We start from the raw sequence: 11,988 nt of genomic DNA, 5'->3' as shown, positions 1-11,988 counted from the left end.
TGCTACTTATTCCTCAATTTTACCGCCAGCGGCTTCGATAGCAGCACGAGCACCTTTAGTAACACGCAGGCCACGAACAGTTACCGGAGTAGAAACTTCACCAGCCAGGATCACTTTCGCGAACTCGATCTGGATACCGATAATGTTTGCCGCTTTCAGCGTGTTCAGGTCTACAACGCCGCCTTCAACTTTCGCCAGGTCAGACAGACGGATTTCCGCTGTAATCGCTGCTTTGCGAGAAGTGAAGCCGAACTTCGGCAGACGACGGTACAGTGGCATCTGGCCACCCTCGAAACCGCGACGTACGCCACCGCCAGAACGAGAGTTCTGACCTTTGTGACCACGACCACCGGTTTTGCCGAGGCCAGAACCGATACCACGACCCAGGCGTTTACCCGCCTTTTTAGAGCCTTCGGCCGGAGACAGAGTATTTAAACGCATCTCTTACTCCTCAACTTTAACCATGAAGTAAACCGCGTTGACCATACCACGAACAGCGGGAGTATCCTCACGCTCAACGGTATGACCAATACGACGCAGACCCAGGCCAAGCAGCGTTGCCTTGTGTTTCGGCAGACGACCGATTGCACTGCGGGTTTGAGTGATTTTAATAGTCTTTGCCATGGTCAATTACCCCAGAATTTCTTCAACGGATTTACCACGCTTGGCAGCGACCATTTCTGGAGAATTCATATTTTCCAGGCCATCAATAGTTGCACGAACCACGTTAATCGGGTTGGTGGAACCGTATGCTTTAGCCAGAACGTTATGAACCCCAGCAACTTCCAGAACGGCGCGCATTGCACCACCGGCGATGATACCGGTACCTTCTGAAGCTGGCTGCATGAATACACGAGAACCCGTGTGAACACCTTTAACTGGGTGCTGCAGGGTACCGTTGTTCAGCGCGACGTTAATCATATTGCGACGGGCTTTTTCCATCGCTTTCTGGATCGCTGCTGGAACTTCACGCGCTTTACCGTAACCAAAACCAACGCGACCGTTACCATCGCCAACTACAGTCAGAGCTGTGAAGGAGAAAATACGACCACCTTTAACGGTTTTAGATACGCGGTTAACCGCGATCAGCTTTTCCTGCAGTTCGCCAGCCTGTTTTTCGATGTGAGCCATCTTACACCTCTACCTTAGAACTGAAGGCCAGCTTCACGGGCAGCATCTGCCAGTGCCTGGACACGACCATGATATTGGAACCCGGAACGGTCAAAGGAAACATTGCTGATGCCTTTTTCCAGAGCGCGTTCTGCAACAGCTTTACCTACAGCTGCAGCGGCGTCTTTGTTACCGGTGTACTTCAATTGCTCTGCAATAGCTTTTTCTACAGTAGAAGCAGCTACCAGAACTTCAGAACCGTTTGGTGCAATGACCTGTGCGTAAATATGACGCGGGGTACGATGTACCACCAGGCGAGTTGCACCCAGCTCTTTGAGCTTGCGGCGTGCGCGGGTCGCACGACGGATACGAGCAGATTTCTTATCCATAGTGTTACCTTACTTCTTCTTAGCCTCTTTGGTACGCACGACTTCGTCGGCGTAACGAACACCCTTGCCTTTATAAGGCTCAGGACGACGGTAGGCGCGCAGATCTGCTGCAACCTGACCGATCAGCTGTTTATCAGCGCCTTTCAGCACGATTTCAGTCTGGGTCGGACATTCTGCAGTGATACCGGCCGGCAGCGGATGCTCAACAGGGTGTGAGAAGCCCAGAGACAGGCCTACTGCATTCCCTTTGATAGCTGCACGATAACCTACACCAACCAGTTGAAGCTTTTTAGTGAAGCCTTCGGTAACACCAACAACCATTGAGTTCAGCAGGGCACGCGCGGTACCAGCCTGAGCCCATCCATCCACGAAACCATCACGTGGACCGAAGGTCAGAGCATTATCTGCATGTTTAACTTCAACAGCTTTGTTGAGGGTACGAGTCAGCTCGCCGTTTTTACCTTTGATCGTAATAACCTGACCGTCGATTTTTACATCAACGCCGGCAGGAATAACGACCGGTGCTTTAGCAACACGAGACATTCTTTCCTCCGATTAGGCTACGTAGCAGATAATTTCGCCACCAAGACCAGCCTGGCGCGCTGCACGATCAGTCATAACACCTTTAGAGGTAGAAACAACTGCGATACCAAGACCAGCCATAACTTTAGGCAGCTCATCTTTTTTCTTATAGATGCGCAGACCTGGGCGGCTGACACGCTGAATGCTTTCTACAACAGCTTTACCCTGGAAATACTTGAGAGTAAGTTCCAGTTCCGGCTTGGTGTCGCCTTCAACTTTAAAATCTTCGATAAAACCTTCTTCCTTCAGCACGTTGGCAATTGCCACTTTCAGCTTGGCGGAAGGCATGGTGACCGCAACTTTGTTCGCGGCCTGACCGTTACGGATACGGGTCAGCATATCCGCGATCGGATCTTGCATGCTCATCTGTCTTTACTCCCGTGATTCAATTGGTAATTACCAGCTAGCCTTTTTCAAGCCTGGTACTTCACCGCGCATGGCGGCTTCACGCAGTTTGATACGGCTCAACCCAAACTTGCCCACATAACCATGTGGACGACCTGTTTGACGACAGCGGTTACGCTGACGAGACGGGCTGGAATCACGCGGCAGAGACTGCAGCTTGAGAACCGCATTCCAACGATCTTCGTCGGAAGCGTTCACATCAGAAATGATCGCTTTCAGTTCAGCGCGTTTAGCGAAGAATTTATCAGCTAAAGCTACGCGTTTTACTTCGCGTGCTTTCATTGATTGCTTAGCCATTCAGTAACCCTACCTTACTTGCGGAACGGGAAGTCAAAGGCAGCCAGCAGAGCACGGCCTTCTTCATCAGATTTCGCAGTAGTGGTAATGGTAATATCCAAACCACGCACGCGGTCGACTTTATCGTAGTCGATCTCTGGGAAGATGATCTGCTCACGGACACCCATGCTGTAGTTACCACGACCGTCGAAAGACTTAGCGGACAAGCCACGGAAGTCACGGATACGTGGTACAGCAATAGTGATCAGGCGCTCAAAGAACTCCCACATGCGTTCGCCACGCAGAGTTACTTTACAGCCGATCGGATAGCCCTGACGGATTTTGAAGCCTGCAACAGATTTGCGTGCTTTGGTGATCAGCGGTTTTTGACCGGAGATTGCTGTCAGGTCAGCTGCTGCGTTATCCAGCAGTTTCTTGTCAGCGATCGCTTCACCAACACCCATGTTCAGGGTGATCTTCTCGACCCGAGGGACTTGCATGACAGAATTGTAGTTAAACTCAGTCATGAGTTTGTTAACTACTTCGTCTTTGTAGTAATCATGCAGTTTCGCCATCGTACTACTCCAAATTACTTGATAGTTTCGCTGTTAGACTTGAAGAAACGGACTTTTTTCCCGTCTTCGAATCTAAAGCCTACACGGTCAGCCTTGCCGGTTGCCGCATTGAAGATTGCAACGTTAGAAACCTGAATAGCAGCTTCTTTTTCAACGATGCCGCCTGGTTGGTTCAGGGCCGGAACCGGCTTCTGATGTTTCTTAACCAGGTTGATACCTTCAACAATGACCTTGCCGGAAGACAGGACATTTTTTACTTTACCGCGTTTACCTTTATCTTTACCGGTTAACACGATAACTTCGTCATCACGACGGATTTTCGCTGCCATGATTCGCTCCTTAGAGTACTTCTGGTGCCAGAGAGATAATTTTCATGAACTTTTCAGTACGAAGTTCACGAGTTACCGGCCCAAAGATACGCGTGCCGATTGGCTGCTCACTGTTATTGTTCAAAATAACGCATGCATTACCATCGAAGCGAATGACAGAACCGTCAGGGCGACGAACACCCTTCTTGGTGCGCACCACTACCGCTTTCAGCACATCACCTTTTTTGACCTTACCACGTGGAATTGCTTCTTTGATGGTGATCTTGATGATGTCGCCTACGCCTGCGTAGCGACGGTGCGAGCCACCCAGAACCTTGATACACATTACGCGACGTGCACCGGAGTTGTCGGCGACGTTCAGCATAGTCTGTTCTTGGATCATTTTAGTGCTCCGCTAATGTCAACTACTACCTGAGACTCTAAAATCAGAGCCGTTAAAAAGCCCCATATCGAGGGCGCGGCATTATAACACCGCTTCTACAATATGGGTAGAAAAAATAAACGGCTCATCGCTGAGCCGTTTATTCGTATTGAGAATGCGTACTCTATTACAGAACCGCTTTCTCTACAACGCGAACCAGCGTCCAGGACTTAGTCTTGGACAGTGGACGGCATTCACGGATTTCAACCTTGTCGCCGATACCACATTCGTTGTTCTCGTCATGTACGTGCAGTTTGGTCGTACGTTTGATGAATTTACCGTAGATCGGGTGTTTCACAATACGTTCGATAGCTACAACGATGGATTTCTCCATTTTGTCGCTAACAACACGACCTTGCAGAGTACGGATTTTATCGGTCATTACGCACCCGCCTTCTGAGTCAGTAAAGTCTTAACGCGCGCAACATTGCGACGCACTTGCTTCAGCAGGTGAGTCTGTTGCAGCTGGCCACTTGCAGCCTGCATACGCAGGTTGAACTGCTCACGCAGCAGGTTCAGCAGCTCAGCGTTCAGCTCTTCAACGCTTTTTTCACGCAGCTCTTTTGCTTTCATTACATCACCGTCTTAGTTACAAAGGTGGTTTTGATAGGCAGTTTCGCTGCTGCCAGGCCGAAGGCTTCACGGGCCAGCTCTTCCGGAACGCCGTCCATTTCATAAAGGACTTTGCCCGGTTGGATCAAGGCAACCCAGTACTCCACGTTACCTTTACCTTTACCCATACGAACTTCCAGCGGCTTCTCGGTGATCGGTTTGTCCGGGAATACACGGATCCAGATCTTACCTTGACGCTTAACTGCACGGGTCATTGCACGACGTGCTGCTTCGATCTGACGTGCAGTCAGACGACCACGGCCAACAGCTTTCAGACCGAAAGTGCCGAAGCTAACATCCGTACCCTGCGCCAGACCACGGTTGCGGCCTTTGTGCACTTTACGGAATTTTGTACGCTTTGGTTGTAACATCAGCGACGCTCCTTATTTACGGCCTTTACGCTGCTGCTTTTTAGGTTGAGCAGCCGGTTTTTCCGGTTGTTCAACAGCAGCCATACCACCCAGGATCTCACCTTTGAAGATCCATACCTTAACGCCGATTACACCGTAAGTGGTGTGCGCTTCAGAGGTGTTGTAGTCGATGTCAGCACGCAGAGTGTGCAGCGGTACGCGACCTTCGCGGTACCATTCGGTACGTGCGATTTCCGCGCCGCCCAGACGGCCGCTAACTTCAACTTTGATACCCTTAGCGCCCAGACGCATTGCGTTCTGTACAGCACGCTTCATAGCACGACGGAACATAACACGACGTTCCAGCTGTGAAGTGATGCTATCAGCAACCAATTTAGCGTCCAGTTCAGGCTTACGAACTTCAGCGATATTGATCTGTGCAGGAACGCCAGCGATATCCGCTACGACCTTGCGCAGTTTTTCTACGTCTTCGCCTTTCTTACCGATAACGATGCCAGGACGAGCAGTGTGAATGGTTACACGAATGCTCTTAGCTGGACGCTCGATAACGATACGAGATACAGACGCTTTAGCCAGTTCCTTAGTCAGGTACTGACGTACTTTAAAATCGCTGTCCAGGTTGTCAGCGAATTCTTTGGTGTTCGCAAACCAGGTAGAGTTCCATGGTTTTACAATACCCAGGCGAATACCATTAGGATGTACTTTCTGACCCATTGCTAGTCTCCAGAGTCTCAGCGATCGGACACAACCACAGTAATGTGGCTGGTGCGCTTCAGGATGCGATCTGCACGACCTTTCGCACGCGGCATAATGCGCTTCATGCTTGGGCCTTCATCTACGAAAATTTTCGCGACTTTCAGATCGTCGATGTCAGCGCCATCGTTGTGTTCAGCGTTAGCAATGGCAGATTCCAGTACTTTCTTGACCAATACCGCAGCTTTCTTGTTGGTATAGGTCAGGATGTCCAGGGCCTGCGACACTTTCTTACCGCGAATCAGGTCAGCAACAAGGCGAACCTTCTGAGCAGAAGAACGAGCATGGCGATGTTGAGCTAAAGTTTCCATCTCTTCCTCCTACCTTATTTCTTCTTCGCTTTTTTATCAGCAGCGTGGCCGCGATAAGTACGAGTCGGTGCGAATTCACCCAGTTTGTGACCAACCATTTCGTCGGTAACAAAGACTGGAACGTGCTGACGACCATTATGGACAGCGATGGTCAAACCGATCATGTTAGGAAAGATCGTTGAACGACGGGACCAAGTGCGCAGGGGCTTCTTGTCTCCGCTTTCCACCGCTTTCTCTACCTTCTTCAGCAAGTGCAGGTCAATAAAAGGACCTTTCTTGAGAGAACGTGGCATGGCTTATCCTCTAAAATTATTTGCTACGGCGACGTACGATAAATTTATCAGTACGCTTGTTGCTGCGGGTCTTCTTACCTTTGGTCTGAACGCCCCACGGAGTTACCGGGTGCTTACCAAAGTTACGACCTTCACCACCACCATGTGGGTGGTCTACTGGGTTCATCGCAGTACCGCGAACGGTAGGACGAACACCACGCCAGCGTGCAGCACCAGCTTTACCCAGAACGCGCAGCATATGCTCAGCATTGCCAACTTCGCCCAGAGTAGCGCGGCAATCTGCTTCGACTTTACGCATTTCACCAGAACGCAGACGCAGGGTGACATAAGCACCGTCACGAGCAACGATCTGAACGTAAGTACCCGCGGAACGCGCCAGCTGACCGCCTTTACCTGGTTTCATTTCTACGTTATGAACGGTAGAACCAACCGGGATATTGCGCATCGGCAGGGTGTTGCCTGCTTTGATTGCAGCATCAACGCCAGACTGAATCTGGTCGCCAGCTTTCAGGCCTTTAGGGGCCAGGATGTAACGGCGTTCACCGTCTTTGTACAGAACCAGCGCGATGTTCGCGGAACGGTTCGGATCGTACTCAAGACGTTCAACAACTGCTGGGATACCGTCTTTGTTGCGTTTGAAGTCAACAATACGATAAGCCTGCTTGTGGCCACCACCGATGTGACGAGTGGTGATACGGCCATTGTTGTTACGACCACCGGATTTGCTGTTTTTTTCCAGCAACGGAGCAAAAGGTTTGCCCTTGTGCAGCTCAGGGTTAACCACTTTAACTACGTGGCGACGACCCGGAGATGTCGGTTTACATTTAACAACTGCCATTGTATTACTCCTCCGACTTACTCAGCGCCGCCAACGAAGTCCAGGTTCTGGCCTTCTTTAAGGGTGACGTAAGCTTTTTTCCAGTCGCTACGACGACCGATACGCTGTCCGTGACGTTTAACTTTCCCTTTAACAACCAGGGTGTTAACGACTTCGACTTCGACTTCAAACAGTTTCTGCACAGCAGCTTTGATCTCTGCTTTGGTCGCGTCTTTAGCAACTTTGAGAACGATGGTGTTTGTTTTTTCCATCGCAGTAGACGCTTTTTCAGAAACGTGCGGTGCGCGAAGCACCTTCAGCAGACGTTCTTCACGAATCATGCCAGCATCTCCTCAACTTGCTTAACAGCATCAGCAGTCATTACGACTTTGTCGAAGGCGATCAGGCTAACCGGGTCGATACCAGTCGCATCGCGTACGTCAACCTTGTGCAGGTTACGTGCGGCCAGGAACAGGTTCTCGTCCAGCTCACCGGTGATGATCAGCACATCTTCCAGAGCCATGTCTTTCAGTTTCTGTGCCAGCAGCTTAGTTTTAGGCGCTTCTACAGAGAACTTCTCGACAACGATCAGACGATCCTGACGTACCAGTTCGGACAGAATGCTTTTCAGCGCGCCGCGGTACATCTTTTTGTTAACTTTTTGACTGTGTTCCTGTGGACGCGCAGCGAAGGTCACGCCACCTGAACGCCAGATCGGGCTCTTGATAGAACCTGAACGCGCACGGCCGGTACCTTTCTGGCGCCATGGCTTTTTGCCAGAACCAGTTACTTCAGCACGAGTCTTCTGAGCACGAGTACCCTGACGAGCACCAGCTGCATAAGCAACAACAACCTGGTGAACCAGCGCTTCGTTGAAATCACGACCGAAGGTAGTTTCGGAAACAGTCAGCGCGCTCTGCGCGTCTTTCAATACTAATTCCATTGCTATCCCCTTACGCCTTCACAGCTGGTTTAACGATCAGGTCGCTACCGGTAGCACCCGGAACAGCACCCTTAACCAGCAGCAGGTTGCGCTCAGCGTCAACACGTACTACGTCCAGGCTCTGAACGGTTACACGTTCGTTACCCAGCTGACCTGCCATTTTCTTGCCTTTGAACACTTTGCCCGGAGTCTGGTTCTGACCGATAGAACCCGGAACGCGGTGAGACAAGGAGTTACCGTGAGTAGCGTCCTGGGTACGGAAGTTCCAGCGCTTAACGGTACCAGCAAAACCTTTACCTTTAGAGGTACCGGTTACGTCAACTTTTTTAACGTCAGCAAACAGCTCAACGCTAATGTCTTGACCTACGGTGAACTCTTCGCCTTCAGCAAGACGGAATTCCCACAGACCACGGCCAGCTTCAACGCCAGCTTTAGCGAAGTGACCCGCTTCTGGTTTGGTTACACGGTTAGCTTTTTTAGCACCGGTGGTAACCTGAACAGCGCGGTAGCCATCGTTAGCCAGATCTTTAACCTGAGTAACGCGGTTTGCTTCAACTTCGATTACGGTTACTGGGATAGAAACGCCATCTTCAGTGAAGATGCGGGTCATTCCCACTTTTTTACCGACTAAACCAATCATTGTTTCAACCTCTCAATCGCTCGATGACCTGATTAACCCAGGCTGATCTGCACGTCTACACCGGCAGCCAGATCCAGACGCATCAGAGCATCAACGGTTTTCTCAGTTGGCTCAACGATGTCAACCAGACGCTTGTGAGTGCGGATTTCGTACTGATCACGCGCATCTTTGTTAACGTGCGGAGAGATCAGAACGGTAAAGCGCTCTTTGCGGGTCGGCAGCGGGATCGGACCACGGACTTGCGCACCAGTGCGCTTAGCAGTCTCGACGATTTCCGCGGTTGATTGATCGATCAGACGATGATCAAACGCTTTAAGGCGGATACGGATTCTTTGGTTCTGCATGAGACCAGAGCTCCAATTATTTTATAAACGAAAATGATTACTCCTCAAACCCATTACGATTGATGGGAGAGTGTAACCGTTCTTACGTAGCTCCCCGATTGGGAGCATTGTTGAGTAACAAAATTAGCTACTCCGGTTCGGATTGAACCCGCCGTCAACTACGACAAGCCCGCGCATTATACGTAAATCTGAGCAAGACGCAAGTGCCGTTTAGAAATTAAGCGCCAAAGACATGCGATGCGTAGGGCATTCCATTATTTGCAGCAACCTGTCTGCTTTCATCTCTTCTTATGAACCCCTCACGCAATTCCTGTGTACGGACGTTGCTGGCCTTGCATCATGAGAAGAGTATGCACCAAACATCTTTGAGGCTTTGCGTATGCTGATTCCCCTCCCCTTTCTGCTCGTTTACTTCGCACTCTCCGGTTTACTGGTACGTGAAGATATTCGTGCCGGCCTTCTCCCGGATAAATACCTCTGTCCCCTCTTATGGACCGGCCTGCTCTTCCAGCTTTGCCTTCATCCTGACTTTCTTTCGAACGCAGTGGCTGGCGCGATGGCAGGGTATGTGAGCTTTGCGATTATCTACTGGGGCTACCGGCTTCTGACTGGACGTGAAGGGATGGGCTATGGCGATGTGAAATATCTTTCGGCACTGGGGGCGTGGCACGGTTGGCACATATTGCCCGCACTGGTGTTAACCGCCGCATTGTTGGCGCTTCTTTACCAGCTGATTCTCGCTTTACCGGCTCCTGATAAACAGGCATTAAAAAACCCACTGCCTTTTGGGCCATTTCTGGCGGCAGCGGGTTTAAGCGTTGGCTGGCAGACGCTGTTTAGTCAGCCACTTTAATCTGGGATTGAAGATAATTCTGCAGACCAATTTTACTGATGAGATCCAGCTCAGTTTCAAGCCAGTCAATGTGCCCTTCTTCATCGGCCAGAATCTGGATCATCATATCGCGGCTGACGTAGTCATGAACACTGTCCGCATAGGCAATGGCTTCGCGGAGATCTTTTGCGCCTTCAAGCTCAAGCCTGAGGTCGGACCGTAGCATCTCTTCAACATCTTCACCGATGCCGAGTTTGCCGAGATCCTGCAGGTTAGGAATGCCTTCAAGGAATAAAATACGCTCGATGTATTTATCGGCATGTTTCATCTCATCGATGGATTCGTGGTATTCAACATCGTTGAGGCGCATCAGGCCCCAGTTTTTGAACATTCTCGCATGGAGAAAATACTGATTGATCGCGACAAGCTCATTTCCCAATAATTTATTGAGATAACTTATGATTTTAACATCACCTTTCATTATATAGTCCCTCCGCTTCCACTCATTGAAGCGTAGATCGGGCTACAGGGATGTCAAAAAAAAGATGGGCGCTTACGCAATCTCTTTGTATTCCGGGATCTGCATCAATTCGTCCTGCATGATCTCACGTGCAGCACGTACACATTTACCGCATTGATTTCCCACTGGAACAAATTTGCGAAGCTGCTGGAAGGACTGTGGCTGAAACTGGCGAACGGCCTGACGTATTTTTTTGTCGCTTACACCATTACATAAACAAACGTACATAAAGACTCCCGTTCAAAATATGCGCAAAGTGTAAGTGAGAATGGTTATGATTACAATAGCACAAACCCCCGTATACGGGGCGGGAGAGGACGAAAAATGCGAAAATTTGTGACAGACATATAACGGCAGAAAACAAAAAAGGACGCCGAAGCGTCCTTTTTTAATTCAGGGATAAGTAATTAGCCCAGAACTTTAGCAACAACGCCCGCGCCAACGGTACGGCCGCCTTCACGGATTGCGAAACGCAGACCGTCGTCCATCGCGATTGGGTGGATCAGCGTCACAACCATCTTGATGTTGTCGCCTGGCATTACCATCTCAACGCCTTCTGGCAGTTCGATGGTACCGGTCACGTCAGTTGTACGGAAGTAGAACTGTGGACGGTAGCCTTTGAAGAACGGAGTATGACGGCCGCCTTCGTCTTTGGACAGGATGTACACTTCAGATTCGAACTTGGTGTGTGGCTTGATTGAGCCTGGCTTAGCCAGTACCTGACCACGTTCGATTTCTTCACGTTTGATACCACGCAGCAGAACACCTACGTTCTCACCAGCACGGCCTTCGTCCAGCAGTTTGCGGAACATTTCAACGCCAGTACAGGTAGACTTAGCAGTCTCTTTGATACCAACGATTTCAACTTCTTCGCCAACTTTGATGATACCGCGCTCAACACGACCGGTAACAACGGTACCACGACCGGAGATGGAGAATACGTCTTCGATTGGCAGCAGGAACGGCTTGTCAATCGCACGCTCTGGTTCTGGGATGTAAGAATCCAGGAAGCCAGCCAGTTCGATGATTTTCTCTTCCCACTCTGCTTCGCCTTCCAGCGCTTTCAGCGCGGAACCACGAACGATTGGGGTGTCGTCGCCTGGGAAATCGTACTGAGACAGCAGTTCACGAACTTCCATCTCTACCAGTTCCAGCAGCTCTTCGTCATCAACCATGTCACATTTGTTCAGGAACACGATGATGTAAGGAACGCCTACCTGACGACCCAGCAGGATGTGCTCACGAGTCTGAGGCATTGGGCCGTCAGTCGCAGCAACAACCAGGATCGCGCCGTCCATCTGCGCAGCACCGGTGATCATGTTTTTAACATAGTCGGCGTGGCCTGGGCAGTCTACGTGTGCGTAGTGGCGAGTCGGGGTGTCATATTCAACGTGAGAAGTGTTGATGGTGATACCACGCGCTTTTTCTTCTGGTGCGTTATCGATCTGGTCGAATGCACGAGCAG

General features: G+C 50.4%; 25 protein-coding genes. 1 reads left to right on the top strand and 24 read right to left on the bottom strand.

Going from position 1 to position 11,988, the window contains the following annotated elements:
- Positions 1–6: 6 nt before the first annotated feature.
- The 21 genes from rplO to rpsJ form a co-directional block, all read right to left on the bottom strand.
- Positions 7–441 carry a 50S ribosomal protein L15 gene (gene rplO / locus F8561_RS05825; RefSeq protein WP_003863304.1) on the bottom strand — a complete coding sequence of 145 codons (435 nt, stop codon included), beginning with the start codon at positions 439–441 and terminating at the stop codon, positions 7–9.
- 3 nt (positions 442–444) lie between these two features.
- On the bottom strand, positions 445–624 hold the full coding sequence (gene rpmD, locus F8561_RS05820; protein ID WP_003863301.1) for a 50S ribosomal protein L30: 180 nt from the start codon (positions 622–624) through the stop codon (positions 445–447).
- A gap of 6 nt (positions 625–630) precedes the next feature.
- On the bottom strand, positions 631–1,131 hold the full coding sequence (rpsE, locus tag F8561_RS05815) for a 30S ribosomal protein S5 (RefSeq protein WP_003863299.1): 501 nt from the start codon (positions 1,129–1,131) through the stop codon (positions 631–633).
- A gap of 14 nt (positions 1,132–1,145) precedes the next feature.
- Positions 1,146–1,499 (bottom strand): 50S ribosomal protein L18, encoded by a 354-nt coding sequence (rplR, locus tag F8561_RS05810; protein WP_013099023.1) that lies wholly within the window; start codon positions 1,497–1,499, stop codon positions 1,146–1,148.
- 9 nt (positions 1,500–1,508) lie between these two features.
- A complete protein-coding gene (rplF, locus tag F8561_RS05805) occupies positions 1,509–2,042 on the bottom strand; it encodes a 50S ribosomal protein L6 (RefSeq protein WP_003863296.1) in 534 nt (177 codons plus the stop codon).
- Between the two features lie 12 nt (positions 2,043–2,054).
- Complete coding sequence (gene rpsH, locus F8561_RS05800; protein ID WP_006178918.1) at positions 2,055–2,447, bottom strand: 30S ribosomal protein S8; 393 nt, start codon at positions 2,445–2,447, stop codon at positions 2,055–2,057.
- A 30-nt stretch (positions 2,448–2,477) separates the two neighbouring features.
- Positions 2,478–2,783 carry a 30S ribosomal protein S14 gene (gene rpsN, locus F8561_RS05795; protein ID WP_003863291.1) on the bottom strand — a complete coding sequence of 102 codons (306 nt, stop codon included), beginning with the start codon at positions 2,781–2,783 and terminating at the stop codon, positions 2,478–2,480.
- Between the two features lie 14 nt (positions 2,784–2,797).
- Positions 2,798–3,337, bottom strand: coding sequence for a 50S ribosomal protein L5 (gene rplE / locus F8561_RS05790; protein ID WP_001096206.1), 540 nt, complete (start codon positions 3,335–3,337; stop codon positions 2,798–2,800).
- Positions 3,338–3,351: 14 nt separating this feature from the next.
- The gene (gene rplX / locus F8561_RS05785) at positions 3,352–3,666 is read right to left on the bottom strand and encodes a 50S ribosomal protein L24 (RefSeq protein ID WP_000729185.1); all 315 of its coding nucleotides are present in this window, start codon (positions 3,664–3,666) and stop codon (positions 3,352–3,354) included.
- 10 nt (positions 3,667–3,676) lie between these two features.
- Entirely contained in the window at positions 3,677–4,048 is a 372-nt protein-coding gene (gene rplN, locus F8561_RS05780) for a 50S ribosomal protein L14 (protein ID WP_002919748.1), read from the bottom strand.
- Between the two features lie 166 nt (positions 4,049–4,214).
- Positions 4,215–4,469 carry a 30S ribosomal protein S17 gene (rpsQ, locus tag F8561_RS05775; RefSeq protein WP_008503489.1) on the bottom strand — a complete coding sequence of 85 codons (255 nt, stop codon included), beginning with the start codon at positions 4,467–4,469 and terminating at the stop codon, positions 4,215–4,217.
- Positions 4,469–4,660 carry a 50S ribosomal protein L29 gene (gene rpmC / locus F8561_RS05770; RefSeq protein ID WP_003863282.1) on the bottom strand — a complete coding sequence of 64 codons (192 nt, stop codon included), beginning with the start codon at positions 4,658–4,660 and terminating at the stop codon, positions 4,469–4,471. Before rpmC ends, rpsQ begins: the two co-directional genes overlap by 1 nt.
- The gene (gene rplP / locus F8561_RS05765) at positions 4,660–5,070 is read right to left on the bottom strand and encodes a 50S ribosomal protein L16 (protein ID WP_002919759.1); all 411 of its coding nucleotides are present in this window, start codon (positions 5,068–5,070) and stop codon (positions 4,660–4,662) included. Before rplP ends, rpmC begins: the two co-directional genes overlap by 1 nt.
- A 12-nt stretch (positions 5,071–5,082) precedes the next feature.
- Positions 5,083–5,784, bottom strand: coding sequence for a 30S ribosomal protein S3 (gene rpsC / locus F8561_RS05760; protein WP_000529945.1), 702 nt, complete (start codon positions 5,782–5,784; stop codon positions 5,083–5,085).
- A 17-nt stretch (positions 5,785–5,801) separates the two neighbouring features.
- Positions 5,802–6,134, bottom strand: coding sequence for a 50S ribosomal protein L22 (rplV, locus tag F8561_RS05755; RefSeq protein WP_002919773.1), 333 nt, complete (start codon positions 6,132–6,134; stop codon positions 5,802–5,804).
- A gap of 14 nt (positions 6,135–6,148) precedes the next feature.
- The gene (gene rpsS, locus F8561_RS05750; RefSeq protein WP_001138117.1) at positions 6,149–6,427 is read right to left on the bottom strand and encodes a 30S ribosomal protein S19; all 279 of its coding nucleotides are present in this window, start codon (positions 6,425–6,427) and stop codon (positions 6,149–6,151) included.
- A 16-nt stretch (positions 6,428–6,443) separates the two neighbouring features.
- On the bottom strand, positions 6,444–7,265 hold the full coding sequence (rplB, locus tag F8561_RS05745; RefSeq protein ID WP_000301859.1) for a 50S ribosomal protein L2: 822 nt from the start codon (positions 7,263–7,265) through the stop codon (positions 6,444–6,446).
- Positions 7,266–7,282: 17 nt separating this feature from the next.
- Positions 7,283–7,585, bottom strand: coding sequence for a 50S ribosomal protein L23 (gene rplW / locus F8561_RS05740; RefSeq protein ID WP_000617546.1), 303 nt, complete (start codon positions 7,583–7,585; stop codon positions 7,283–7,285).
- Positions 7,582–8,187 carry a 50S ribosomal protein L4 gene (gene rplD, locus F8561_RS05735; RefSeq protein ID WP_128861220.1) on the bottom strand — a complete coding sequence of 202 codons (606 nt, stop codon included), beginning with the start codon at positions 8,185–8,187 and terminating at the stop codon, positions 7,582–7,584. The genes rplW and rplD overlap by 4 nt, the downstream gene beginning before the upstream one ends.
- Positions 8,188–8,197: 10 nt before the next feature.
- A complete protein-coding gene (rplC, locus tag F8561_RS05730) occupies positions 8,198–8,827 on the bottom strand; it encodes a 50S ribosomal protein L3 (RefSeq protein WP_006178923.1) in 630 nt (209 codons plus the stop codon).
- Positions 8,828–8,859: 32 nt separating this feature from the next.
- Positions 8,860–9,171 (bottom strand): 30S ribosomal protein S10, encoded by a 312-nt coding sequence (gene rpsJ / locus F8561_RS05725; protein WP_001181005.1) that lies wholly within the window; start codon positions 9,169–9,171, stop codon positions 8,860–8,862.
- Between the two features lie 379 nt (positions 9,172–9,550).
- Between rpsJ and F8561_RS05720 the strand changes: the two genes are divergently transcribed.
- A complete protein-coding gene (locus F8561_RS05720) occupies positions 9,551–10,024 on the top strand; it encodes a prepilin peptidase (RefSeq protein WP_047956186.1) in 474 nt (157 codons plus the stop codon).
- Here F8561_RS05720 and bfr read toward each other — a convergent pair.
- The 3 genes from bfr to tuf form a co-directional block, all read right to left on the bottom strand.
- Entirely contained in the window at positions 10,008–10,484 is a 477-nt protein-coding gene (bfr, locus tag F8561_RS05715) for a bacterioferritin (protein WP_014171902.1), read from the bottom strand. The two genes, F8561_RS05720 and bfr, sit on opposite strands and share 17 nt — an antisense overlap.
- Positions 10,485–10,556: 72 nt before the next feature.
- On the bottom strand, positions 10,557–10,751 hold the full coding sequence (gene bfd, locus F8561_RS05710; protein WP_008503493.1) for a bacterioferritin-associated ferredoxin: 195 nt from the start codon (positions 10,749–10,751) through the stop codon (positions 10,557–10,559).
- Between the two features lie 179 nt (positions 10,752–10,930).
- Positions 10,931–11,988, bottom strand: a 1,058-nt coding sequence (tuf, locus tag F8561_RS05705) for an elongation factor Tu (protein WP_049012212.1), incomplete at its 5' end; no start/stop codon positions are given.

The sequence above is a fragment of the Enterobacter sp. 198 genome (genome assembly GCF_009025585.1).
GTDB lineage: Bacteria > Pseudomonadota > Gammaproteobacteria > Enterobacterales > Enterobacteriaceae > Enterobacter > Enterobacter ludwigii.
This window is presented reverse-complemented; position numbering and strand designations above follow the sequence as displayed.

What these genes read in the sequence shown, in the direction of transcription:
- rplO (WP_003863304.1), bottom strand. Translation starts at nt 441, where the DNA reads ATGCGTTTAAATACTCTGTCTCCGGCCGAAGGCTCTAAAAAGGCGGGT.
- rpmD (WP_003863301.1), bottom strand. Translation starts at nt 624, where the DNA reads ATGGCAAAGACTATTAAAATCACTCAAACCCGCAGTGCAATCGGTCGT.
- rpsE (WP_003863299.1), bottom strand. Translation starts at nt 1,131, where the DNA reads ATGGCTCACATCGAAAAACAGGCTGGCGAACTGCAGGAAAAGCTGATC.
- rplR (WP_013099023.1), bottom strand. Translation starts at nt 1,499, where the DNA reads ATGGATAAGAAATCTGCTCGTATCCGTCGTGCGACCCGCGCACGCCGC.
- rplF (WP_003863296.1), bottom strand. Translation starts at nt 2,042, where the DNA reads ATGTCTCGTGTTGCTAAAGCACCGGTCGTTATTCCTGCCGGCGTTGAT.
- rpsH (WP_006178918.1), bottom strand. Translation starts at nt 2,447, where the DNA reads ATGAGCATGCAAGATCCGATCGCGGATATGCTGACCCGTATCCGTAAC.
- rpsN (WP_003863291.1), bottom strand. Translation starts at nt 2,783, where the DNA reads ATGGCTAAGCAATCAATGAAAGCACGCGAAGTAAAACGCGTAGCTTTA.
- rplE (WP_001096206.1), bottom strand. Translation starts at nt 3,337, where the DNA reads ATGGCGAAACTGCATGATTACTACAAAGACGAAGTAGTTAACAAACTC.
- rplX (WP_000729185.1), bottom strand. Translation starts at nt 3,666, where the DNA reads ATGGCAGCGAAAATCCGTCGTGATGACGAAGTTATCGTGTTAACCGGT.
- rplN (WP_002919748.1), bottom strand. Translation starts at nt 4,048, where the DNA reads ATGATCCAAGAACAGACTATGCTGAACGTCGCCGACAACTCCGGTGCA.
- rpsQ (WP_008503489.1), bottom strand. Translation starts at nt 4,469, where the DNA reads ATGACCGATAAAATCCGTACTCTGCAAGGTCGTGTTGTTAGCGACAAA.
- rpmC (WP_003863282.1), bottom strand. Translation starts at nt 4,660, where the DNA reads ATGAAAGCAAAAGAGCTGCGTGAAAAAAGCGTTGAAGAGCTGAACGCT.
- rplP (WP_002919759.1), bottom strand. Translation starts at nt 5,070, where the DNA reads ATGTTACAACCAAAGCGTACAAAATTCCGTAAAGTGCACAAAGGCCGC.
- rpsC (WP_000529945.1), bottom strand. Translation starts at nt 5,784, where the DNA reads ATGGGTCAGAAAGTACATCCTAATGGTATTCGCCTGGGTATTGTAAAA.
- rplV (WP_002919773.1), bottom strand. Translation starts at nt 6,134, where the DNA reads ATGGAAACTTTAGCTCAACATCGCCATGCTCGTTCTTCTGCTCAGAAG.
- rpsS (WP_001138117.1), bottom strand. Translation starts at nt 6,427, where the DNA reads ATGCCACGTTCTCTCAAGAAAGGTCCTTTTATTGACCTGCACTTGCTG.
- rplB (WP_000301859.1), bottom strand. Translation starts at nt 7,265, where the DNA reads ATGGCAGTTGTTAAATGTAAACCGACATCTCCGGGTCGTCGCCACGTA.
- rplW (WP_000617546.1), bottom strand. Translation starts at nt 7,585, where the DNA reads ATGATTCGTGAAGAACGTCTGCTGAAGGTGCTTCGCGCACCGCACGTT.
- rplD (WP_128861220.1), bottom strand. Translation starts at nt 8,187, where the DNA reads ATGGAATTAGTATTGAAAGACGCGCAGAGCGCGCTGACTGTTTCCGAA.
- rplC (WP_006178923.1), bottom strand. Translation starts at nt 8,827, where the DNA reads ATGATTGGTTTAGTCGGTAAAAAAGTGGGAATGACCCGCATCTTCACT.
- rpsJ (WP_001181005.1), bottom strand. Translation starts at nt 9,171, where the DNA reads ATGCAGAACCAAAGAATCCGTATCCGCCTTAAAGCGTTTGATCATCGT.
- F8561_RS05720 (WP_047956186.1), top strand. Translation starts at nt 9,551, where the DNA reads ATGCTGATTCCCCTCCCCTTTCTGCTCGTTTACTTCGCACTCTCCGGT.
- bfr (WP_014171902.1), bottom strand. Translation starts at nt 10,484, where the DNA reads ATGAAAGGTGATGTTAAAATCATAAGTTATCTCAATAAATTATTGGGA.
- bfd (WP_008503493.1), bottom strand. Translation starts at nt 10,751, where the DNA reads ATGTACGTTTGTTTATGTAATGGTGTAAGCGACAAAAAAATACGTCAG.